Genomic DNA, 20934 nt, shown 5'->3' with positions numbered 1-20934 from the left:
ACTTCGGTCGATCCTGCTAATCCGGCCTTGGTGGACCGTCCGCGTGACGACGGAACCGCTTTCGCCAGCGAAAGCTTGCGGAACGCGTTTGAGCTGAGATCATTAGACAGCAATGCATAAGCAGGACTGGCCATGCCGATTGCGAACGTCGATCTCAATCCTCTCACCTTCGTGTTTGCCGACGACGGCCTCGTTCCCAACAATCCGCTGCCGTTTACGATCTACAAGGGCGCGATCGATGTGACCAACGATCATCCCGAAAGGACGATCGAAAAGCTGTTCGGCGGCAATGGCTGGGGCGACATGTGGCGCGACGGCATTTACGACTATCTGCATTATCACTCGACCGTTCACGAAGCGCTCGGGATTGCGCGTGGGCACGCCCGCGTTCGGTTCGGTGGCGATCAGGGCCAGGAATTCGAAGTCTCCGCCGGCGACGTCGCGATCCTGCCCGCCGGCACCGGCCATCAATGCCTCTCGGCAAGCCCTGATTTTTCCGTGGTGGGCGCCTATCCGCCGGGGGCGAAGATGCAGGTGACGCGGCCGACGCCCGAGAATCATCGCAAGGCGCTGAAGACGATCCCGCAAGTGAAATTGCCGAAGACCGACCCGGTGACAGGCGAAGATGGGGCGCTGGTCAGATTGTGGAATCGGCCGGCTTAGCTGCGGAAGCCGGCGGGGTGGAAGCTGGATGGAGTTGGCCGATCCACATGCCGACCGCGCAGATATCGAGCACAACCGCAAAGACGCCAAAGAAGAAGCGGCCCATCGTCTCGCCTGGAACGAAACCGATGCCGTTGATGCTGCCGCTGAAGTGCCGCTCGCCCGGGCCGAATGCGACCCAATCGAAGGTGATCGCAAAGCACGTCACCACCAGCGTCGCCAGCCAGCTTCGCCATCGCCGGTATTGCGGCGGCAGGCCGATCAGAATTCCGGCAAAGACGAACATCAACCCCGCCGGAACGGCCATCAAACTATCCGCGGTCAGCGGATCTGCGCGTATCGCGCGATCGAGCGCCAGTCCCGTGATCATCAAACCCGTCGCGGCAGAGAACAGCCCGACCGCGAGGTTTCCACCTTGACCATCCCCGGCAACCGGTGCGGAGCTTGCCTCGTGCGTCCTGAGCACCTTCGCCAGTTCCAAAAGCGCCACTGACGCGATCGCGGCCAGCGTGAACAGAATGAGGTCGGTTCGGATTCGGTCCGAGGTAAACGGGCCTTCCGCAGATGCAAAAACCACGCGACCTGGCTGGTGTGGATCGTGGCGAATCTCGATCTGGCTGCCACTGCGATGCTGCCCCGCCCACGCGTGGAGCTGTGCGGCTTCCTGTTCCGAATAGACCGTGCGTGAGGTCAAGACCGCTGTCCGTGACTTGCCGCTGGCCTCGTACCGGACGCGCGCGTTGAGCTTCCACGACATCCCACCGCCGTCGTTGGGCGCGCGGCGCAGGACCAGGACGTCGGCACGTTCGACGATCGCCGAGACGATCGGCCATTTCGTTTGCGTGAACTCGTGATGCCAGTCGACAACGGTGGCGCAGGCGGCAAAAATGGCGCAAAGCCCGGCGAACAAACCGAACAATCCGGCCAGGCCGGATGGCCTGATGTGAGCCGTAGTGCGAGAAGTTGCCAGACTGGCCATCGCGTCTCGACCAAAATCGCAAAGTGATCCGCGACGATCTTCATAGACAATGATTTTTAAGAACCCGGCCGGGATTTCCGCGTGCATTTACGCGAAGCCCTAACCGGGAATTAACCAGGGCGTCTTCGAAAAGCTTGGTGGACATGGCGAACTAACGCGCGCATGCGCCCGATTTGAATTCACGCCCGGTGATCTCTCCACATCCCTCCCCCTTATGGGGAGGGTCGGCGCGCAGCGCCGGGGTGGGGGTATTCAAAGGCGCGCTTACATTTGAGATGACGCTCGGTAAATCGCTAACTCCCCCACCCGACCGGCCTTCGGCCGGCCACCCTCCCCGCGCTTTCGCGGGGGAGGGATGAGATAGCGGATGAATCCTTATCGCTTGCGCTTCTCGCAGAGTAACCTACGCCGCGTTGCTGCCTTCCTGGCGGGAAGCCTCGAACAGGAACCAGGTGCGCCGCTCAGTCTCGTCGATGAAGGTCTCGAGCAGGCCGGCGGTGCCGGAATCCTCGTTGTCGTCGGCAAGCTGGTGCGCCATTCGCATTGCCGCCGCCATGTGTTTGTTGTCTTCCATCAGTTCGCGCAGCATCTCGCGCGGCGGGACATATTCCTCGTCATTGTCGTGGATGGTCTGCAATTTCGAAATCTGGCCGATCGAACGCAGCGTAGTGCCGCCGATCTTGCGCACCCGCTCCGCAAGCTGGTCGGTGGTGGCGAAAATCGCCTCCGACTGTTCGTCCAGCAACAGATGATAATCGCGGAAATGTCGTCCGCTGACATGCCAATGGAAATTCTTGGTTTTCACGTAGAGCACGAAGGCGTCGGCCAGCAGCGTGTTGAGTGCGGTCGATAGCTTTTCGACAGCGGCCGGCGGCAAATCGGTGGGAGTATCGAGATCGGGAGAAGATTTGTGGGGCCTGTTGTCGGGCTTGGCTTTGCTCACGATGGACCTTCCTGTAAGTACCGGGGTGTGGCGGCAATGGACATCGGTCGCCGGACCCTCTAACGCATCATGCGCCCCCCGGTTCCTATCACCGGAACCCCTTTGCCGGACGCCTCAAGTCATGGATGAATGGATCGATTATTACGATTCCACGCATACGATTTATGCGAGCAAGCTGCATCGCGATCTGCATTTCCAGCTGATCGCCCGCGACATCATCGGCTACATTTCCTCACCCGATGCGGTGGTGCTGGATTACGCCTGTGGCGAGGCGCTGTCGGCTGCAAAGGTAGCGGATGCCTGCGGCAAGCTGTACCTGGCGGAGCCCGCGCCCGGCGTGCGCGGCCGGCTGATCGCGCGCTTTGCCCCGAACACCAGGATCCGGGTGCGCTCGCTCGATGATTTGCGGAAGATGACCGAAAAATCCGTCGATCTGGTCGTGATGAATTCGGTCGCGCAATACATGACGCCGCAAGAGCTCGATGCCTCGTTTGCCACCATCTACCGGCTGCTCAAATCCGGCGGGCGGCTCGTTGTCGGCGACGTTCTTCGCCCGGAAATCGGCATGCTGCGCGACGTGTTTGCGCTGTTGCGCTTTGCGGCGCGCAACGGCTTCCTGGGCGATGCGCTGCTCGGCCTGGTCTCGACCGCCTTGTCGGACTACCGGCAATTGCGCAGCCGCGTCGGTTTGCAGCGCTACAGTGAAAACGAGATCATCTCAAAGCTCGCCAAGGCCGGATTCACCGCCTCGCGCGCGCCGTTCAATATCGGCCACAACCAATACCGGATGACCTTTGTCGCGCGCCCTTCGCTGGCGGAGCGGATTTGACATTCGCAACCCGCCTTGCGGCGAGTTCAAAAATCAAATGCAACATCCCGAAAGGCGGAGCTGTCAACGTGGCAGGACTTCGGCTGGATATGGGCGAAGAGGACGGTTCGTGCAGACATTGTCGCGCGCTTTCACTGCCTCGCGGTGACGCCTGTCGATCTCGCCCAGCGAAACCTTGGAAATGTCGCACAGCTCGCGATGGTCTTTGGCATACCGAACCAAATCGTGCCATGCCATGGAAAAGCGGATGTATGCCTCGCAGCGACCCTGTGTCCCAACGCCCGTCGCTTGTTTCGACGCTTCCGCGGCCTCGCTGCGCAGCCGCCTCAATTCCGGGCACTGCTCCTGTGCGGCACTCTGAGCGGAAAATCCCGCCAGCACCATCATCGCAAGGGTTATCGCATGCGTCCGCATCCTGGGACTTCACCGAACGATTGCCACGCCGTGCGCTCTCACGTCTTCATATCAAGCACGGCCAAACACGGCTGATTTGCGGCTGCCTTCTCGGGATGCCGGGCATTCCTTGCACCGCTCTTGATCCTGGTTCAAATCCAGGCCGGACCTCCAGCCTTCGCTTGCTGATGCAGCTTCGGCTCGGCAAGCCCCATTGCGGCGAAGCCCGCGCATAGCTCGGAGAGCGAAGTCGGGCGCCGGCATTGCCAGCCTCGGCCCGGCTACCCCCTGGCGAGGCCGCCGCGGCGTAAACCGCTGAGGCGAAGCCAAGGCCACGTCGTCGAAATGGCCGTTGATGGGTGTCCCAAGCCCCTTTCGCGGCTGCGGAATCTGGTCTAAAGACCACCCGCGCGCTTGATCCCAAGCGCCGGGTTGAAGGGGACGCGCGGCAGCGCGCCCTTTTTTTGTGCCTGTTTTCCTGTCCCGCGAGATTTGATGCCCAAAAGAACCGACATCTCCACCATCCTGATCATCGGCGCCGGTCCCATAGTGATCGGCCAGGCTTGCGAATTCGATTACTCGGGTACGCAGGCGGTGAAGACGCTGAAGGAAGAGGGCTATCGCATCGTCCTGGTCAATTCCAATCCGGCGACGATCATGACCGATCCGGAGCTTGCGGACGCCACCTATATCGAGCCAATCACGCCGGAGATCGTCGCCAGGATCATCGAAAAGGAACGCCACGTGGTGGGCGGCGGATTTGCGCTGTTGCCGACCATGGGCGGACAGACCGCGCTCAACTGCGCCCTGTCGCTGCGCCGGCAGGGCACGCTTGCCAAATTCAATGTCGAGATGATCGGCGCCACGGCGGACGCCATTGACAAGGCGGAAGACCGCCAGCTCTTCCGCAACGCCATGGAACGAATCGGACTGCAGACGCCGAAGTCGCGACTCGCCAATGCGTCTGCGCTGAAGAAAGCCGACCGCGACAAGTACCTCGCCGATCGCGAGAGGCTCGCGGGCCAGGCGCTGGAGGAATTTGAGCGGCAGTGGACGCTCGGCGAGAACGAGCGGCGCAAACGCTACCAGGAACAGGCGCTCGGCGAGGCGCTGATGGCGCTCTCCGAAATCGGCCTGCCCGCGATCATCCGCCCATCCTTCACCATGGGCGGCACCGGCGGCGGCATCGCCTACAACAAGGAAGAATTCATCGACATCATCGAGCGGGGCTTGGACGCCTCGCCAACCAACGAGGTGCTGATCGAGGAATCCGTTCTCGGCTGGAAAGAGTTCGAGATGGAGGTGGTGCGCGACAAACGCGACAATTGCATCATCGTCTGCTCGATCGAGAATCTCGACCCGATGGGCGTGCATACCGGCGATTCCATCACGGTGGCGCCGGCGCTCACGCTCACCGACAAGGAATACCAGATCATGCGCGACGCCTCGATCGCGGTGCTGCGCGAGATCGGGGTGGAGACCGGCGGCTCCAACGTGCAGTTCGGCGTCAACCCGGTTGACGGGCGCATGGTGGTGATCGAGATGAACCCGCGCGTGTCGCGCTCCTCTGCGCTCGCCTCGAAAGCCACCGGCTTTCCGATCGCCAAGGTCGCAGCGAAACTCGCCGTCGGTTACACGCTCGACGAGATAGCCAACGACATCACCGGCGGCGCGATGCCCGCCTCGTTCGAGCCGACCATCGATTACGTCGTCACCAAGATTCCGCGCTTTGCCTTCGAGAAGTTCCCCGGTGCGGCGACCACGCTGACCACCTCGATGAAATCCGTCGGCGAAGTGATGGCGATCGGCCGCACCTTCCAGGAGAGCCTGCAAAAGGCGCTGCGCGGGCTCGAGACCGGCCTGACCGGCCTCGACGAGATCGAGATCGAGGGAATCGGCCGCGGCGACGACAAGAACGCGATCCGCGCCGCACTCGGCACGCCGACGCCGAACCGCATCCTGCAGGTGGCGCAGGCGATGCGGCTTGGCTGGAGCAACGAAGACATCTTCACGTCCTGCAAGATCGATCCGTGGTTCCTGGCGGAGATGCGCGGCATCGTCGAGATGGAGCAAAAGGTCAGGAACAACGGCCTGCCGGCGAACGCGTTCGGCATTCGCTCGCTCAAGGCCATGGGCTTTTCCGACGCACGCCTTGCGGTGCTCACCCACACTACCGAAGCCGATGTGAAGGCGCGCCGGCATGCGCTCGGCGTCCGTCCGGTGTTCAAGCGCATCGATACCTGCGCCGCCGAATTCGCTTCGCCCACCGCTTACATGTATTCGACCTATGAGGCGCCCTTTGCCGGCGATCCCGTCGACGAGAGCGCGCCATCCGACAAGAACAAGGTCATCATTCTCGGCGGCGGTCCCAACCGGATCGGCCAGGGCATCGAGTTCGACTATTGCTGCTGCCATGCCTGCTTCGCGCTGCACGATGCGGGCTTTGAATCGATCATGATCAACTGCAATCCGGAAACGGTGTCGACCGACTACGACACCGCCGATCGCCTGTACTTCGAGCCGTTGACCGCCGAGGACGTGCTCGAGATCATCGAAACCGAGCAGCAGAACGGCAAGCTGCGCGGCGTGATCGTGCAGTTCGGCGGACAGACGCCGCTCAAGCTTGCGCATGCACTGGAAGCGGCCAAGGTGCCGATCCTCGGCACCTCGCCCGACGCCATCGATCTTGCGGAGGATCGCGACCGCTTCAAGCGCGTACTCGACAAGCTTGGATTGAAGCAGCCGAAAAACGGCATTGCCTATTCGGTCGAACAGGCGCGGCTGGTCGCGGCCGATCTCGGGCTGCCGCTGGTGGTGCGCCCCTCCTACGTGCTCGGCGGCCGCGCGATGCAGATCATTCGCGAGGAAAACCAGCTCTCGGATTACCTGCTCGGCACGCTGCCGGAACTTGTGCCGGGCGACGTCAAGGCGCGTTACCCCAACGACAAGACCGGCCAGATCAACACGGTGCTCGGCACCAATCCGCTGCTGTTCGACCGCTATTTGTCGGACGCCACTGAAGTTGACGTCGACTGCCTATGCGACGGCAAGGACACGTTCATCGTCGGCATCATGGAGCATATCGAGGAAGCCGGCATTCACTCCGGCGACAGCGCCTGCTCGCTGCCGCCGCATTCGCTCAACGGCGAGATCATCAGCGAGCTCGAACGGCAGACCCGCGAGCTGGCGCTCGGGCTCGACGTGATAGGCCTGATGAACGTTCAATACGCCATCAAAAACGGCGACATTTACGTGCTCGAGGTCAACCCGCGCGCATCGCGCACCGTGCCGTTCGTCGCCAAGGTGATCGGCACGCCGGTGGCGAAAATCGCGGCGCGGCTGATGGCCGGCGAGAAGCTTGCGGATTTCGATCTGAAAAAGAGGAAGCTCGGTCACGTCGGCGTGAAGGAATCGGTGTTCCCCTTCGCCCGCTTCCCGGGCGTCGACACCGTGCTCGGCCCGGAGATGCGATCGACCGGCGAAGTGATGGGCATCGATCGCAGCTTCGAGATCGCGTTCGCCAAAAGTCAGATTGGCGGCGGCACCCGCGTGCCGCGCAAGGGCACCGTATTCGTCTCCGTCCGCGAGAGCGACAAGACCCGCATCGTGGACGCGGTGCGACTGTTGTTCTCGCTCGGCTTCAAGGTAATGGCGACCTCGGGCACCCAGCGCTTCCTTGCCGATAAGGGAGTACCTACCGAAAAGGTTAACAAGGTGCTGGAGGGGCGTCCGCACATCGTGGACGCCATCACAAACGGCGACGTCCAGCTCGTTTTCAACACTACCGAGGGCCCGCAGGCGCTGGCCGACAGCCGCTCTTTGCGCCGCGCCGCCCTCTTGCATAAAGTGCCGTATTACACCACTCTTTCAGGGGCCGTGGCGGCTGCCCAGGGCATCCGCGCCTATCTGGGTGGGGACCTTGAGGTCCGCACGTTGCAGAGTTATTTTTCGCAAGACTGATCATTAGCGGGCCACAAAGTGGTCCGCTAAATGATTGGCCGTAAAGCCAGTTGGCTAGGAACTCTCCGCCCGAATCGTGGTTGAATCGGCCCTTCGCGGGGCCGAATTTAAGTTGAATCGGCCCTTTTCAGGGCCGAAATTGATGAGTTGGCGGGTTGTTTCAGCCGCAGCGCCCTGAACTGAAAGACATTTCGCGCGTGCTTAAAGGGTGCGCTCGCGCGATTGAAGGATAGAGAAGATGATGGAAAAGGTTCCGATGACCTCGATCGGCTATGCCGCCCTCGAGGACGAATTGAAAAAGCGCCAGACGGTGGAACGCCCGCGCATCATCGAGCATATCGCGGAAGCGCGCTCGCATGGCGACCTGTCGGAAAACGCGGAATATCACGCTGCCAAGGAAGAACAGGCACACAATGAAGGCCGCATCGCCGAGATCGAGGACAAGCTGGCGCGCGCCGACGTGATCGATATCGGCAAGCTCTCGGGCGACACCATCAAGTTTGGCGCCACGGTGACGCTGGTCGACGAGGATACCGACAAGAAAACGGTATGGCAGATCGTCGGCGAGCCGGAAGCCGACGCCAAGAAGGGCCGCATCTCCATCACCTCGCCGCTCGCACGCGCCCTGATCGGCAAGAAAAAGGGTACGACCGTGGAAGTGATGGCCCCCGGCGGCCCCAAGGCCTACGAGATCACCAAGGTCGAGTGGCGCTGACCGCCGTCGTGAACAATCCGTTTGCGTTAGAAGCCGCGCCGGTTGCGCGGCTTTCTTGCGGCGTGACGTGGGAGCCGTTTCCCAGCGGAATAATTTTCATGTAAGATTGTTTCGATTGCAGAGCGATGGGGTTCATGCAGGTGTCGAACGGGGGAAAATGACATGGACCAGATGCTTTCCAGATTCCAGCCGGCAGCTCTCAGTCTGTTTCGTTTCATCACCGGTCTCTGTCTGTTTCAGTTCGGTGTCGCCAAGCTGCTGAAATTTCCGCCCGGAAATCCGTTCGAAAAGGTCGAATTGTTCTCGTTGATCGGGGCGGCAGGCAGCCTCGAACTGGTGCTCGGCGGGCTGTTGATGGTCGGCCTGTTTACGCGGATCGTCGCTTTCATCCTGGCGGGCGAGATGGCATTTGCCTATTTCGTTGGCCATATGTTCAGAACGGGCTCGCCCGTGTTCCATCCGCTTTTCAACAACGGGACGCTCGCGATCGTTATGTGCTTTGCGTGTCTTTATCTCGCGACTGCCGGCGGTGGGCCCTACAGCCTCGACGCCATGATGGGAAAGAAGAGCTGACGCGAAGCCTCATTCCGGAGCGCGAATGAAATAAGCGCATCCGGAATCTCGAGATTCCGGGTCTGGTGCTGGCCCGATTCCGACATTCGCTTCCTTCTCAGCTGGCACAAGCCCGGAATGACGGCACATTATCCCCGTCCCTTCACCTCCAGCGGCACGGCCGCCTCATATTTCGAATTGTGCAGCACCAACGACGTCCTGACGTTGCGCACGTGCGGCGCCGCCGTCAGATGGGTGACGAAATCCTGGAACGTCGCCATGTCGGGCGCCACGCATTTCAGGATGAAATCGACTTCGCCCGACAGCATCCAGCATTCGCGCACCAGTGGTTCGGCGCGCACGAATTCCTCGAAGGCGCGCAGGTCGGCGTCTGCCTGGCTCGACAGATGCACGGACGCAAACACGGTGACATCGAAGCCCAGCCGGCGCGGATCCAGCAATCCCCGATAACCCAGTATGTAGCCGGCTTCCTCCAGCGCCCTGACACGACGCAGGCACGGCGGCGGCGAAATGCCAACACGCTTGGCCAATTCAACGTTGGTGATTCGGCCGTCGGCCTGGATTTCGCTGAGGATTTTGAGATCGATTTCGTCAAGATTCTTCGACACGCGAGGCCCCGGTCCTGGGCTTGGAGAAAGTTTGCTTTGGAGCGGCAACACTCTTAGCGCGCTCAAGGCGGGTGCGCAATTTTATTGCGCGTGCGCCGCGCAAAATCCCGGCTCCAGCGCCGCTCACGGGAAATTTTGCTGATTTGGATTGCAATTCTTGCATAGCTCGCCAGATGTCCTAGACTTGGATTTGTCACTTTCGACGCCGCCGGGATGCCTTCCCGAGCCAAATCCGCATCATACGCACTCCAAATTGCTCAAGAGATGCCCATGCCTGCCCCCGTTCACGCGAAGGTCGTCATCATCGGTTCCGGTCCGGCCGGCTATGCCGCGGCGATCTACGCGGCACGCGCCATGCTTGAGCCGATCCTGATCCAGGGCATTCAACCCGGCGGACAACTCACCATCACCACCGACGTCGAGAACTATCCGGGATTTGCCGACGTCATCCAGGGCCCGTGGCTGATGGAGCAGATGGAAAAGCAGGCCGCCCATGTCGGAACCAAACTCGTCACCGACCTCGTCACCAAGCTCGAGCTTGGCCAGCGGCCGTTCCGCCTGACCTGCGACAGCGGCGATGTCTATCTCGCCGAAACCGTGGTGCTCGCCACCGGTGCGCAGGCGCGCTGGCTCGGACTTTCCTCGGAAGAGAAGTTCAAGGGCTTTGGCGTTTCGGCCTGCGCCACCTGCGACGGATTTTTCTATCGCGGCAAGGAAGTCGTGGTGGTCGGCGGCGGCAATACCGCGGTAGAGGAAGCGCTTTTCCTCACCAACTTCGCTTCGAAGGTGACGATCGTGCACCGGCGCGATCATTTCCGTGCCGAACGCATCCTGCAGGAGCGGCTGTTCAAGAACCCCAAGATCAAGGTGGTGTGGGACAGCGCGCTTGACGAAATCCGCGGGCAGGAGAATCCGGCCAAGGTCACCCATGTGCGGCTGAAGAACGTCAGGACCGGCGCACTGACAGAGGTCGCAGCCGATGGCGTCTTCATTGCAATCGGGCACGCGCCCGCGACAGAGCTCGTCGTCGGCCAGGTCAAGTTGAAGCCGTCGGGCTATGTCGAGGTCGCGCCCAATTCGACCGCGACATCGGTGCCCGGCTTGTTCGCCGCCGGCGATGTCGCCGACGAAACCTACCGGCAGGCAGTCACGGCCGCGGGCCTTGGCTGCATGGCCGCCCTTGAGGCCGAACGCTTCCTCGCGCTGCGCGCGAGCGACCGTGCGGCAGCGGAATGACCATGGCACGAACTCGTGACGGATTTACGGATATGGACTGGGACAAGCTGAAGGTGTTTCACGCGGCGGCTGAGGCGGGAAGCTTCACCCATGCCGGCGAGCAGCTCGGCCTTTCGCAATCGGCCGTTTCACGGCAGGTCAGCGCGTTGGAGCAGGAGCTCTCGGTTTCGCTGTTTCATCGCCATGCGCGCGGACTGATTCTCACCGAGCAGGGCGATCTGTTGTTCCGCACCGCCCATGACGTGTTCATGCAGCTGCAGGCGGCGCGCGCAAAGCTCACCGACAGCCGCGAGCGGCCGAGCGGCGACCTCAAGATCACGACCACGCCGGGCGTCGGCATCAACTGGCTGATTCCGCGGCTCGGCGAATTCACCGGGCTTTATCCGGAGATCCGGATCTCCCTGATCGTCACCGACGAGGAGCTCGACCTCTCGATGCGCGAGGCGGACGTCGCCATCCGCACCCGCAAGCCGACCCAACCCGACCTGATCCAGCGCAAGCTGTTCGCGATGGGCTTCCACGCCTACTGCTCGCCGGAATACATCAAGCGATTCGGCACGCCGCGCACGCTCGACGAGCTCGACGCACACCGCATCATCACCCTCTCCGACGGGCAGGTCGCGCCGCATCTGCAGAACCGCAACTGGCTGATCGAGGCCGGCCGCAACGGCTCAGGCCCGCGCGAGGCTTATTTCAAGGTCAACAACATCCTTGGCCTGGTGCGCGCCTGCCAGCAGGGCCTCGGCGTCGCCGCGCTACCGGACTACCTGGTGGAGGAAAACAGCCGACTGGTGCAGCTGTTCGGAGAGTCCGATTCCATCCAGCTCGACACCTACTTCGTTTATCCCGAAGAATTGAAGACGGTGGCCCGCGTTCAGGTCTTCCGCGACTTCGTGGTGAGCAAGGCGCAGCGTTGGCCATCGTAATTATCGTTCGATAAGCCCTTGGCTCTCCGCATGACTGACATGCGGGGTGGATGGTTGCTGCAGGGAACCGGCGCGGCCCATAATACAACCACACTGAGTCCTCGCGTTCGCATATGTCCCCCTCCTCCAGTGGCGGGGGGTCTCAGTTATCCCTCTTGGAAGGTGATTGTGTCGGCCTAACGAGGCCATCACTCAAGCCGGGCTCTCACGGGCCCGGCTTTTTTTGCCCCGGCTTTCTTCTGCCGCGCGTAAGCCACACGTTGACAGCCAAGGCGGCGCGCATCATCATTGCGCGATGATCACAAATGCGTGCGCGCTCGTTTCGAAAAAAGGCCCCCGTCCGGGGGCTTCGGATCGACGCGCGCGATAGACTTCTCGCCCAAGACTTCTCGCCAAGACCGATCTGCAAAACCCCGCCGCGAGGTGTGGGTTTTTTTAATCGCTCATCTCCGGCTCAAGCCTGTTGAAGGAGATGGAGCAATGAATACCCCGGAACAACCCGCGAACCGCAGTCTGCGATCCCTGCTGCAAGGCCTCTGGCTGCCGCTGATCACGCCGTTTCGCAACGGCGCCCTCGACGAGGCTTCGCTCGGGCGGCTGGTACGGCACTATGCCGGCAAGCCGGTCGATGGCCTGATCCTCGCCGCCACGTCCGGCGAGGGCATGACGTTGGATGTCGGTGAGCTGGAACGGATCGTTGCACTAACGCGAGCCGAGTTGGCGGGGGCCAAGTGCTTCATTCCGATCTGTCTCGGACTGTCCGGCAGCGATACCGCAAAACTCCGCGACACAATCGACGAGACGGCGGCCTGGCCGATCGACGGCTATTTGATCGCCGCCCCGTACTACTCCCGGCCTTCGCAACGGGGACTAACGCAGCATTTCGGCGCGCTGGCCGACCGTGCTTCCCGGCCGATCGTGCTCTACAACATTCCCTACCGTACCGCCGTCAATATCAGTAACGACACGCTGCTCGAGCTTGCCGAACACCCCAATATCGTCGGGTTGAAGGATTGCTGCGCCGAGCGCGAACAGTCCCTCGATCTGCTGCGCCGCCGGCCGCCGATTTTCGGGTTCTGACCGGCGAGGACGCCCATTATTACGAGGCGCTGGAGGACGGCGCCGATGGCGGTATCCTGCTCTCGGCCCACATCGAGACCGAAACTTTCGCTTCCGTACATTCATTGCTGAAGGCAGGAGACCGCGAGGCGGCGCGCAGGCACTGGGACACCGTATCAGCTCTCGCCGAACTGCTGTTCGCAGAGCCGAGCCCGGCGCCGGCGAAATACTGGCTGTCGCGCACCGGCCTGATCGACAGCGCCGAAGTCCGCCTGCCGATGGTGGAAGCGAGCGGTGAGCTTTCGGCACGGCTCGACGCGGAAATTGAGCGACGACGCCACGCGCATCGGCCTAAAGGTTAATCGCTAACGGTCCCGTTTCTTTTTCGCACCGTGCGGTTGAACCAAAGCGAATCCCACCCGACATACAAGGACGGGCGATCTCGAAAAAAGGCTGTTGGGTGGAGCCTGAGGTCGCCAGTGGGGTGACGGCTTGTTTTGTGGCGTAGGACGATGCCCTTGCTTCGCTATTTCACCTATGTCGGCGGAGCGCTCATGGCGCTCCTTTTCGTTGCCTCCTATCTCTTCCCCGATGCTGAGACCGTTGCTCACCAGGATGTGATCCGACCTAACATTCGCATCACCACCGACAGGGTCGCCCCGCCGCGGGTGGACTTCGATACCAGCGTGCAAGCGGCGGTTGTTCCCACCTTGCCACCCGGTGTGATGCTGCTGCAGGCGCCGCCGCCGGGTTCCGCGCTGCAGGCCCGCGCGCAGCTGACCACACCGCCCTCATCTGCTGCCGCGGCACCAGTCAAGAGCGAACCCAGCAAGAAAACGGTGGTCGCAAGGCGGCACGATCGCCAGCGCTTCGCCGCCTATCCTCATTTCGCCGCCTATCCCTATCAATACACCTATCAGCCCCAGCCCTTCCGCTGGACCTGGTAGGCCCGCCTCCTATTCCAGTCGCGTCCGTGCCAGCCGCAGCGCATTGCCGATGACGCTGACGGAGGAAAGCGCCATGGCTGCGGCTCCGATCATCGGCGACAGCAGGATGCCGAACACGGGATAAAGCACACCAGCCGCGATCGGCACGCCCGCGGCGTTGTAGAGAAACGCAAAGGCGAGGTTCTGGCGGATGTTGCGCATGGTGGCGAGCGACAATTGCCGCGCCCGCACCAGTCCTGCGAGATCGCCGGTCAAAAGCGTCACGCCGGCGCTTTCGATCGCAACATCTGTGCCGCTGCCCATGGCGACGCCGACATCGGCGGCGGCAAGGGCAGGAGCGTCGTTGACGCCATCGCCCACCATGGCGACGCGCCGACCCTCGCTGCGAAGACGCTGCACGACCTCGCTCTTGCGCTCGGGCAGGACGCCGGCCTCGATCTCATCGATATCGAGCTTTGAGGCGACCGAACGCGCGGTGGTCTCGTTGTCCCCGGTCAGCATTACGATGCGCAAACCCGCCGCGCGCAAGGCCGAAGTTGCTGCCTTCGCCGAAGGCTTGACGGGATCGGCGACGGCAATGACGCCGGCGGCGCGGCCGTCGATGGCAACATAGATCGCCGTGGCGCCGCCAAGCCGCGCGGCCTCCGCGGCGGCATCGAACAAGCTCGTTGCGATATTCGCCTCGCGCATCAGCCTGGCGTTGCCGAGCACGACGCGCTTGCCGTCGACGGTTCCCAATGCCCCCTTGCCGGAAGGCGAGGCAAAGTCTGCGACCTCGGAAAGTGCAAGGGCGCGTTCTTTCGCAGCGTTGAGGATGGCGAGCGCCAGCGGATGCTCGCTGCCGCGTTCCACGCTCGCGGCAAGCCGCAACAGCTCGTTCTCGTCGATGCCGCCGGCGGTCACGATTTTGGCGAGCTTCGGCCTGCCCTCAGTCAGCGTGCCGGTCTTGTCGATGACGATGGTGTCGATGCTCTCGAATTGCTCCAGCGCCTGGGCGTCGCGAATCAAAATGCCGGAACCGGCGCCTCGCCCGACGCCGACCATGATCGACATCGGCGTGGCAAGTCCGAGCGCGCAGGGACAGGCGATGATCAGCACGGTCACCGCCGCGACCATGCCGAAGGTGAAACGCGGCTCGGGCCCGAACGTCATCCAGGCGGCAAACGCGACCAGCGCGGTTGCGATCACGGCCGGCACGAACCATCCGGCGACACGGTCGGCGAGGCGCTGGATCGGTGCCCGCGAGCGTTGCGCCCGCGCCACCATGTCGACGATCCGCGCCAGCATGGTGTCGCGGCCGACCTTTTCAGCGCGCAGCACCAGCCCGCCGTGCTGGTTCACGGTGCCGCCGATCACGCGGCTGCCTTCGGCCTTCGACACCGGCATCGACTCGCCGGTCACCATGGACTCATCCACCGAGGAATGTCCTTCGGTGACGAGACCATCGACCGGGACCTTCTCGCCGGGACGCACCCGCAACAGATCGCCGACCGCGATGTCCTCGATCGCGACGTCTTCGTCGCCGTGGGGCGTGATGCGTCGCGCGGTTTTCGGCGCGAGCCCAAGCAGGCTACGGATCGCACCGGAGGTGCGTTGCCGCGCCCGCAGCTCCAGCACCTGTCCGAACAGCACCAGTGTCGTGATCACGGCCGCCGCCTCGAAATAAACCGCGACCGCACCATGCGCGTCGCGGAACGCAGGCGGAAACAGTTGCGGCGCCAGCGTGCCAACGAGACTGTAGAGCCAGGCTACGGCCGTGCCCATCGCGATCAGCGTGAACATGTTGAGATTGCGCGTGAGCAAGGAGTTCCAGCCGCGCACGAAGAACGGCGCGCCCGCCCACAGCACGACCGGCGTCGACAGCGCGAGCGAAATCCAGTTCGACCACGCAGGCGGCAGCAGATGCATGACGCCGAAATGGCGGCCCATCTCGATGGCGAAAAGGGGAAGCGTCAGCCCCAGCGCGATCCAGAATCGCCTGGTCATGTCGATCAGTTCCGGATCAGGCCCCTGCTCGAGCGAGACCTGTTCGGGCTCGAGCGCCATGCCGCAGATCGGGCAGCTTCCCGCACCGACCTGCCGCACTTCCGGATGCATCGGACAGGTGTAGATGGTGCCTTCGGGCGGGACAGGCTCGACCTGCTTCGGCTTCAGGAATTTTTCCGGCTCGGCCGCGAAGCGCTCGCGGCAACGAGCGCTGCAGAAGAAATATTCCTCACCGCCATGGGCGAAGCGGTGCCTGGCGCTTTCGCGATTGACGCGCATGCCGCATACCGGGTCAATGGCGACATCGCCATCCTCGTTGCCGCCATGCTTGCCGCCGCCCGAGGAAACGTCCGCCTCGGCACCGTGACGATGGCCGGCATGCGCTCCGCCAGCTCCGTGTACGTGATCTGCCTGCGCCATTTTCCGCCTCGCGCCGCGCTTGAAATGTATACCCTAGGGGGGTATATGAGGCAGATGCGCAAGGAGATCAAGACGTCCTGCCTGAAAAGGCTGAAGCGAATCGAGGGCCAGATCCGCGGGCTGGCGGGGATGGTCGAGGCCGACCGCTATTGCATCGACGTGGTGACGCAGATCGCCGCGGCCAAGGCGGCGTTGCGCCGGGTCGAGGAGGAAATCCTGCGCGATCATGTCGCCCATTGCGTCGAGCACGCGATCGTGTCCGGCGACAAGGCCGATCAGCGCCGCAAGATCGCCGAGCTCATGGACGTGGTTGGCCGCGCCGAGCGGTAAAGTGGGACGAGTTTTGGCCAAATCACTTTGTGCGGCAGACTCGATTCACCTCTCCCCGGTGGGGAGAGGTCGGATCGCATCATTGGATGCGATCCGGTGAGGGCCATTGGTCTCAACGATAGACCGTATCCCCTCACCCCAACCCTCCCCCATCGAAGTCGGATTTTATCCGACTTCGACAGTTGAAAATGATCAACTCGGGTAAACCCGAGTTGATGGGAGATGGAGCACACTTCCGTCGCGGTTACAGCGCAACCAATTCATCATGCTTTAGTCCCCCATCGGCGCAGGGTTACCGCACCGTAAAGGGGGCGGCTAAAATACCAACCGTGCGGCGGTCCGTATCTTCAGAGATTGCGGCCTATTGTTCCCGCAAGGCCAACCGGGCGGGGGGAACGATGACCGTTCACATCATTGCAGGCAGGCGACATCAAAATTCCAAATGGGCGGAGTGGAGGCAGGATCTGCTTCTGGTGTCTTCGTTCGGCTTTTGGGCGGTCTTGATCGGCCTGGCGCCGGTCGTGACCCTGCACCTGTTGATGGCAAGCTGATCGGCAACCTTGCCGGCACGCGAATCGTCCGTGACCTTGAGGTTAACTCCCCGTAGCGGCGGCGTTGCAAATGCGAGTCGACCCGCGGCCGGCTTTCTTAACGCTCGTCGCGTATCGATAGCGCCATAACAACAAGAAGCGCGGGGGCGTTATGAACAACCAACATGCAAAGGCCGATGATCGCGGCTTCTGCACCCAGGACATTCTCTGGGCGGTCGGCATCTGGTCGGTGATCCTGAGCCTGTCGCCGGTCGTCGTGTTCTATGTGCTGATGGTGCATTGAGCGGCCCTTCGGGCCGCAGCAAGCCTTGAGCCGCAACGGGCAGCGCCATCCTGTGTGAGCCTGAAAACTCGCACGGGATGGCGTTTCATGGCAACGAACGGCGCGCGGGGGTGACGCGCTCGTGCCCGAACGGCCGGTGCCAGACTACGCCGCCTGCTTGTGCATCACGCCGCTCGCCGGCGCCGTGCCACGGATGGCCTTCACGGAGCGTTCGATCGCGGCCCACAAGCGGCCGATTTCCGCGGCTGCGCGGCCTTCGGCGAAATATTCGCGGGCGCCTTCGCCCTTGCCGAGCGCCATCAGAAGATCAGCGCGGTTGGTGATCTGCCCGCCCCAAACCGGCGCGCGGAATTTTGCCAACGCTTCCCGTGCGATGCTGACGATGCGGCTCTCGACCTCATCGCGCCGGGCTGGAGCACCGTTGAGCACGACGGCGTAGGGTTTGCGCGCTGCGCGGCACATTTGAATCGTTTCCTGCACGGCATTGACGTCGAACACCCCCGGCCGCGCCGGAATCACCACCATGGTGGCATTCTTGATGGCGTCATCCACCACGGCCGAAAGATTCGGCGGCGTGTCGATGAACACCCATTCGAAGCCGTCGCGTCTGGCCGCGGCGATGATCCCGTTGACGGAATTGACAGCGGTCTTGATCGGCGGCTCGTTGGTACCCCGCAGCTTGTGCCAGAGCGTGAGCGACCCTTGCGGGTCTGCATCGACCAGCAGACACGGCTTGGTTGCCCTGTGGACATGCGCCGCGAGATGAGCAGCCAGGGTACTCTTGCCCGAGCCGCCTTTACGCGATGCGAAAACAATGACGTTCATATCTCTTCGCCTCCAGATTGACCCCAGGTGGCGAAAATGAATCAGCGCGCTGATTCGTGAAAGAAGAATTTGTACCTAATTAGGGCGAAGCTACTGATTTGGCAGCGAGGTTGATTTTGAGTCACACCCAGGATCGTCCGGCCACCGGAGGTTGAAGAAGGCCCTCGGGAATCGCAGGACGATTCCCTTGCTCATTGCCACCTCGAAGCGCTTGCGGCAGACCGCGCCGGCACAGTCCCTCGGCAGTCCGCAAGCGCCGGTCCGTGCGGAGGAAACCTGCAATCGCTCAAGGGATGAGCGAGTCATAGCGTTTTCGAGCGAAGTGGATACCGGTTCGCGTGAAGAAAACGCGTCAAAACAGAAGATTAGAGCCTCGGTTCTGATTCAATCAGAACCGAAAAGGCTCTAGTAGGCGTCGGCGTGCCTGATCGTCCTGTGCTTTCGCCAATGCGTCGACCTGCCGGCCTCCGACGATTGCGGCCTGAACTGTGACCTGCAGGCGGGGCTGAGCTCGGACTGCCGGTGGACCATGCAGGCCTTGACGCGTTCGATGTCCGGGATTTCGGAGCTGCACAGGCGGAACGCATCGCCCATGCAGGCCTGCTGCTGCTCATAGGTGTAGGCCCAGCCCGCAGCAGGCGAGAGCCAGAAGGCAAGCACCATGGCCGGCAGCGAAGCGACGCGGATTTCTCTGGAACCGGGCGCGAAATTGATCATGAATCCCCCCAAGCTCGTCTTGCGAAGTGTGGGTGACTCACGAAATCTTGGCAAGCAATGAAACGCGCGGCGCATCAGCCGACAGTGGAAATCCCCGCAACTGTGTCGCGACGATCACGCCAATGGCGTTCGTGACAAGGGTGGAATGTCAGAAGGCCGAAACAGGCGGCTTGCGCGAGGCTCGTGCCTGCTTTCGAAAATTCTTCTTCGATTCGCCATCAGCCACGACGTCCTTGAGCAAAAGCGGCTGCGCCGCTGCGTCAGCCGATCAGCGGCTCATCCTCCTGTCCGAGAAGTCTGCCGGTCCTTCGGTTGATCAAATGCAACCGGGCGCAGGCCTTGCATGTAATGGCCTCATACTCGGTTTCCGGCGCGTCCTCATCGTCGTCCAGCCAGTGCTGAACTTTCAGCCTGGTCGACGGGCAGCTGAAAAGAGCATGGGCCATGCGCCTCGCACCCGGCGTTGTGAAATGCTAGGCCCACAAGCCGCCCGCCGGCATTTTGTTCCGGAAACGAAGGAAGTAGTCTGAATGCGCACCGCCGGACGTCAGACGGACGAAAATGAGAATTACAGGTCTTTGGAGGCAATAAGTGCGCGGCAGTGTCCTGCGACGGGAATACGATGATCTGAGGCGACGGATCGATACCGCGGATGCCACGTCGAAGTCGGCTTTTTTGAACCAGATCAGATCCACGTTCGGTCCCGTGAACGATGGCTATGGGATCGCCAGCCCCGTCGACCGGGAGCGAATTCTGAAGGAGGTTCGGGCGGTCTCCCGCCAGCTATGGGAAGCAGGCAACCGGCCTCAGGCGCTGGCGCTCGGCGTCATTATGCTGAACATAGAAAGCCAGTTCCTGGGGGGTGATGACGCCGCCTTTGTGAAAGCGGCCACCGATGCTCTGATCAAAGAGGCGCTTGCTTAAAGCATGGCGTCGCTGGCGGGATGGCTGCGCGTTACCGCAGCGGCTATCTCGTTTCCGGCGGCGTGGAGCGCTCTTGCACGCAAGATGCCTGCCACGCGAGATGCCTTGGCGACCGGAAAACGCCCTCACCTGGAACCAGTCCACATCCCCAACGACCTTGGGTCACAAGCGCCTTTGGTCACGAGGGCCTTTGGACAGGGCCTTTATACGCCGCGATCCGGGAGGGCATTATTTTTTTTATTGCGGCAAATCAAAAATGCCTTCGTTGAATGTGCTATCCTTATCGTCGGATCGCGTGCAGGTCTCCCCGCCAGCAGTGCCAGAGCGGGTCGCTCCCGCCAGTTGCCAGTCAAAGAGGGCCGATCCACGCGTTAGTGCACTAGGAGCGGCGCTGGCAACAGCGCCGTTTCTATTTGGGGGCGATGAAAAATTCGCCGCCATGCGAAAGCCGTTCTGCTCGAACAGCATCAACGATCCATGCTCCGCTCGACAAAGGCGGGTGGCTTGGTCAAGGATCGTGTCGAATAGGCTGCAACGCGTGTGGCGAGTTCGCGATGGCGCGCAGCACAGCCGAGATAGCCGCCAGCTGCGCAAGAAGCTCGGTCACTTGCCGCTGATCGGACACATCCATGCGCAACCGCGTCCTTGCGCCCGTTCGCCGGCCGGCGCGGCCGCTCCAGTGCGTTGGTACAGTTGGGTGGACTCGAACCACCGACCTCCTGATCCACAGTAAGGTTTTGACCTGCGACAACGGACGACATTGGCCGACGTTCACAACCGCGGACCTACAAAGGACTATTGTTTTATAGAAGCATTTGTGAGACCTTCTGACACTGACTGTCACCAATTGACATAATACGTCAGTTTGCAGGGTCCGCGCTAGGTCCGCGGACCTCGTGCGGACCACAATCCACACATGGCCAAGCGATGAAACTTACAGAGCGCAAGATCGAGATGTTGGCCGTTGAGCAGGGGCGCAAGGACAGACTGGTCTTTGACGAAACGCAGCGCGGGCTTGCGGTTCGCATAACCGCAAGCGGCGGACGAACCTATCTCGCCCAATACAC

General features: G+C 62.1%; 21 protein-coding genes, 1 tRNA gene and 1 pseudogene. 14 read left to right on the top strand and 9 right to left on the bottom strand.

Features of this window, described 5'->3' with window-relative positions; all coding sequences use genetic code 11:
- Positions 1 to 132: 132 nt before the first annotated feature.
- Positions 133 to 663, top strand: a complete 531-nt coding sequence (locus tag VNX23_RS23270) for a cupin domain-containing protein (RefSeq protein ID WP_325633920.1) — start codon at positions 133 to 135, stop codon at positions 661 to 663.
- On the opposite strand, the gene VNX23_RS23265 is transcribed toward VNX23_RS23270, so the two are convergent.
- Positions 638 to 1642: a DUF3592 domain-containing protein gene (locus VNX23_RS23265; RefSeq protein ID WP_325633919.1), complete on the bottom strand. Its 1005-nt coding sequence runs from the start codon at positions 1640 to 1642 to the stop codon at positions 638 to 640. The two genes, VNX23_RS23270 and VNX23_RS23265, sit on opposite strands and share 26 nt — an antisense overlap.
- Before the next feature lie 403 nt (positions 1643 to 2045).
- On the bottom strand, positions 2046 to 2585 hold the full coding sequence (locus VNX23_RS23260) for a DNA starvation/stationary phase protection protein (protein ID WP_325633918.1): 540 nt from the start codon (positions 2583 to 2585) through the stop codon (positions 2046 to 2048).
- 121 nt (positions 2586 to 2706) lie between these two features.
- Here VNX23_RS23260 and VNX23_RS23255 point away from each other — a divergent pair, with 121 nt between their 5' ends.
- A complete protein-coding gene (locus VNX23_RS23255) occupies positions 2707 to 3414 on the top strand; it encodes a class I SAM-dependent methyltransferase (protein WP_325633917.1) in 708 nt (235 codons plus the stop codon).
- 63 nt (positions 3415 to 3477) lie between these two features.
- On the opposite strand, the gene VNX23_RS23250 is transcribed toward VNX23_RS23255, so the two are convergent.
- A complete protein-coding gene (locus VNX23_RS23250) occupies positions 3478 to 3801 on the bottom strand; it encodes a hypothetical protein (protein WP_325633916.1) in 324 nt (107 codons plus the stop codon).
- Positions 3802 to 4302: 501 nt separating this feature from the next.
- On the opposite strand from VNX23_RS23250, the gene carB reads away from it, so the two are divergent.
- The 3 genes from carB to VNX23_RS23235 all read left to right on the top strand — a co-directional run bounded on the left by carB (position 4303) and on the right by VNX23_RS23235 (position 9055).
- Complete coding sequence (gene carB, locus VNX23_RS23245; protein ID WP_325633915.1) at positions 4303 to 7767, top strand: carbamoyl-phosphate synthase large subunit; 3465 nt, start codon at positions 4303 to 4305, stop codon at positions 7765 to 7767.
- Between the two features lie 241 nt (positions 7768 to 8008).
- Positions 8009 to 8482, top strand: coding sequence for a transcription elongation factor GreA (greA, locus tag VNX23_RS23240; RefSeq protein WP_325633965.1), 474 nt, complete (start codon positions 8009 to 8011; stop codon positions 8480 to 8482).
- Positions 8483 to 8644: 162 nt separating this feature from the next.
- Complete coding sequence (locus VNX23_RS23235; RefSeq protein ID WP_325633914.1) at positions 8645 to 9055, top strand: DoxX family protein; 411 nt, start codon at positions 8645 to 8647, stop codon at positions 9053 to 9055.
- A 128-nt stretch (positions 9056 to 9183) separates the two neighbouring features.
- Here the strand turns inward: VNX23_RS23235 and VNX23_RS23230 are convergent, their stop codons facing one another.
- Complete coding sequence (locus VNX23_RS23230; protein WP_325633913.1) at positions 9184 to 9663, bottom strand: Lrp/AsnC family transcriptional regulator; 480 nt, start codon at positions 9661 to 9663, stop codon at positions 9184 to 9186.
- A 270-nt stretch (positions 9664 to 9933) separates the two neighbouring features.
- On the opposite strand from VNX23_RS23230, the gene trxB reads away from it, so the two are divergent.
- From trxB to VNX23_RS23210, 4 genes and pseudogenes are all read left to right on the top strand, one after another.
- Positions 9934 to 10899, top strand: coding sequence for a thioredoxin-disulfide reductase (gene trxB, locus VNX23_RS23225; protein ID WP_325633912.1), 966 nt, complete (start codon positions 9934 to 9936; stop codon positions 10897 to 10899).
- Positions 10900 to 10901: 2 nt separating this feature from the next.
- The gene (locus VNX23_RS23220) at positions 10902 to 11825 is read left to right on the top strand and encodes a LysR family transcriptional regulator (protein WP_325633911.1); all 924 of its coding nucleotides are present in this window, start codon (positions 10902 to 10904) and stop codon (positions 11823 to 11825) included.
- 480 nt (positions 11826 to 12305) lie between these two features.
- A pseudogene (locus VNX23_RS23215) lies at positions 12306 to 13246 on the top strand (4-hydroxy-tetrahydrodipicolinate synthase family protein).
- A 150-nt stretch (positions 13247 to 13396) separates the two neighbouring features.
- Positions 13397 to 13831, top strand: a complete 435-nt coding sequence (locus tag VNX23_RS23210; RefSeq protein ID WP_325633910.1) for a hypothetical protein — start codon at positions 13397 to 13399, stop codon at positions 13829 to 13831.
- A gap of 9 nt (positions 13832 to 13840) precedes the next feature.
- On the opposite strand, the gene VNX23_RS23205 is transcribed toward VNX23_RS23210, so the two are convergent.
- Complete coding sequence (locus VNX23_RS23205) at positions 13841 to 16237, bottom strand: heavy metal translocating P-type ATPase (RefSeq protein WP_325633909.1); 2397 nt, start codon at positions 16235 to 16237, stop codon at positions 13841 to 13843.
- Between the two features lie 54 nt (positions 16238 to 16291).
- Here VNX23_RS23205 and VNX23_RS23200 point away from each other — a divergent pair, with 54 nt between their 5' ends.
- The 3 genes from VNX23_RS23200 to VNX23_RS23190 all read left to right on the top strand — a co-directional run bounded on the left by VNX23_RS23200 (position 16292) and on the right by VNX23_RS23190 (position 17401).
- Positions 16292 to 16567, top strand: a complete 276-nt coding sequence (locus VNX23_RS23200; protein ID WP_325633964.1) for a metal-sensitive transcriptional regulator — start codon at positions 16292 to 16294, stop codon at positions 16565 to 16567.
- Between the two features lie 398 nt (positions 16568 to 16965).
- Positions 16966 to 17118 (top strand): hypothetical protein, encoded by a 153-nt coding sequence (locus VNX23_RS23195; RefSeq protein WP_325633908.1) that lies wholly within the window; start codon positions 16966 to 16968, stop codon positions 17116 to 17118.
- A 151-nt stretch (positions 17119 to 17269) separates the two neighbouring features.
- Positions 17270 to 17401, top strand: coding sequence for a hypothetical protein (locus tag VNX23_RS23190; protein ID WP_325633907.1), 132 nt, complete (start codon positions 17270 to 17272; stop codon positions 17399 to 17401).
- Between the two features lie 144 nt (positions 17402 to 17545).
- Here VNX23_RS23190 and VNX23_RS23185 read toward each other — a convergent pair whose 3' ends face one another.
- Positions 17546 to 18226 (bottom strand): ParA family protein, encoded by a 681-nt coding sequence (locus tag VNX23_RS23185; RefSeq protein WP_325633906.1) that lies wholly within the window; start codon positions 18224 to 18226, stop codon positions 17546 to 17548.
- 405 nt (positions 18227 to 18631) lie between these two features.
- Positions 18632 to 18943 carry a hypothetical protein gene (locus VNX23_RS23180; RefSeq protein ID WP_325633905.1) on the bottom strand — a complete coding sequence of 104 codons (312 nt, stop codon included), beginning with the start codon at positions 18941 to 18943 and terminating at the stop codon, positions 18632 to 18634.
- 32 nt (positions 18944 to 18975) lie between these two features.
- On the opposite strand from VNX23_RS23180, the gene VNX23_RS23175 reads away from it, so the two are divergent.
- On the top strand, positions 18976 to 19473 hold the full coding sequence (locus tag VNX23_RS23175; RefSeq protein ID WP_325633904.1) for a hypothetical protein: 498 nt from the start codon (positions 18976 to 18978) through the stop codon (positions 19471 to 19473).
- Between the two features lie 175 nt (positions 19474 to 19648).
- Positions 19649 to 19867, top strand: a complete 219-nt coding sequence (locus tag VNX23_RS23170; RefSeq protein WP_325633903.1) for a hypothetical protein — start codon at positions 19649 to 19651, stop codon at positions 19865 to 19867.
- 237 nt (positions 19868 to 20104) lie between these two features.
- Here VNX23_RS23170 and VNX23_RS23165 read toward each other — a convergent pair whose 3' ends face one another.
- Positions 20105 to 20338, bottom strand: coding sequence for a hypothetical protein (locus VNX23_RS23165; protein WP_325633902.1), 234 nt, complete (start codon positions 20336 to 20338; stop codon positions 20105 to 20107).
- Positions 20339 to 20552: 214 nt separating this feature from the next.
- Positions 20553 to 20648: transfer RNA gene (locus VNX23_RS23160), tRNA-OTHER, on the bottom strand.
- Positions 20649 to 20934: the final 286 nt, after the last annotated feature.

The sequence above is a fragment of the Bradyrhizobium sp. genome, assembly GCF_035570375.1.
Lineage (GTDB): Bacteria > Pseudomonadota > Alphaproteobacteria > Rhizobiales > Xanthobacteraceae > Bradyrhizobium.
Note: the sequence above shows the minus strand (reverse complement) of the source record. Positions and strands in the feature narration are given on the sequence as shown.

Excerpts from the sequence above, each read along its gene's own strand:
- VNX23_RS23265 (WP_325633919.1), bottom strand. The coding sequence starts at position 1,642 with ATGGCCAGTCTGGCAACTTCTCGCACTACGGCTCACATCAGGCCATCC.
- trxB (WP_325633912.1), top strand. The coding sequence starts at position 9,934 with ATGCCTGCCCCCGTTCACGCGAAGGTCGTCATCATCGGTTCCGGTCCG.
- carB (WP_325633915.1), top strand. The coding sequence starts at position 4,303 with ATGCCCAAAAGAACCGACATCTCCACCATCCTGATCATCGGCGCCGGT.
- VNX23_RS23255 (WP_325633917.1), top strand. The coding sequence starts at position 2,707 with ATGGATGAATGGATCGATTATTACGATTCCACGCATACGATTTATGCG.
- VNX23_RS23270 (WP_325633920.1), top strand. The coding sequence starts at position 133 with ATGCCGATTGCGAACGTCGATCTCAATCCTCTCACCTTCGTGTTTGCC.
- VNX23_RS23220 (WP_325633911.1), top strand. The coding sequence starts at position 10,902 with ATGGCACGAACTCGTGACGGATTTACGGATATGGACTGGGACAAGCTG.
- greA (WP_325633965.1), top strand. The coding sequence starts at position 8,009 with ATGGAAAAGGTTCCGATGACCTCGATCGGCTATGCCGCCCTCGAGGAC.
- VNX23_RS23250 (WP_325633916.1), bottom strand. The coding sequence starts at position 3,801 with ATGATGGTGCTGGCGGGATTTTCCGCTCAGAGTGCCGCACAGGAGCAG.
- VNX23_RS23210 (WP_325633910.1), top strand. The coding sequence starts at position 13,397 with ATGCCCTTGCTTCGCTATTTCACCTATGTCGGCGGAGCGCTCATGGCG.
- VNX23_RS23190 (WP_325633907.1), top strand. The coding sequence starts at position 17,270 with ATGAACAACCAACATGCAAAGGCCGATGATCGCGGCTTCTGCACCCAG.
- VNX23_RS23205 (WP_325633909.1), bottom strand. The coding sequence starts at position 16,237 with ATGGCGCAGGCAGATCACGTACACGGAGCTGGCGGAGCGCATGCCGGC.
- VNX23_RS23180 (WP_325633905.1), bottom strand. The coding sequence starts at position 18,943 with ATGATCAATTTCGCGCCCGGTTCCAGAGAAATCCGCGTCGCTTCGCTG.
- VNX23_RS23185 (WP_325633906.1), bottom strand. The coding sequence starts at position 18,226 with ATGAACGTCATTGTTTTCGCATCGCGTAAAGGCGGCTCGGGCAAGAGT.
- VNX23_RS23200 (WP_325633964.1), top strand. The coding sequence starts at position 16,292 with ATGCGCAAGGAGATCAAGACGTCCTGCCTGAAAAGGCTGAAGCGAATC.
- VNX23_RS23195 (WP_325633908.1), top strand. The coding sequence starts at position 16,966 with ATGACCGTTCACATCATTGCAGGCAGGCGACATCAAAATTCCAAATGG.
- VNX23_RS23235 (WP_325633914.1), top strand. The coding sequence starts at position 8,645 with ATGGACCAGATGCTTTCCAGATTCCAGCCGGCAGCTCTCAGTCTGTTT.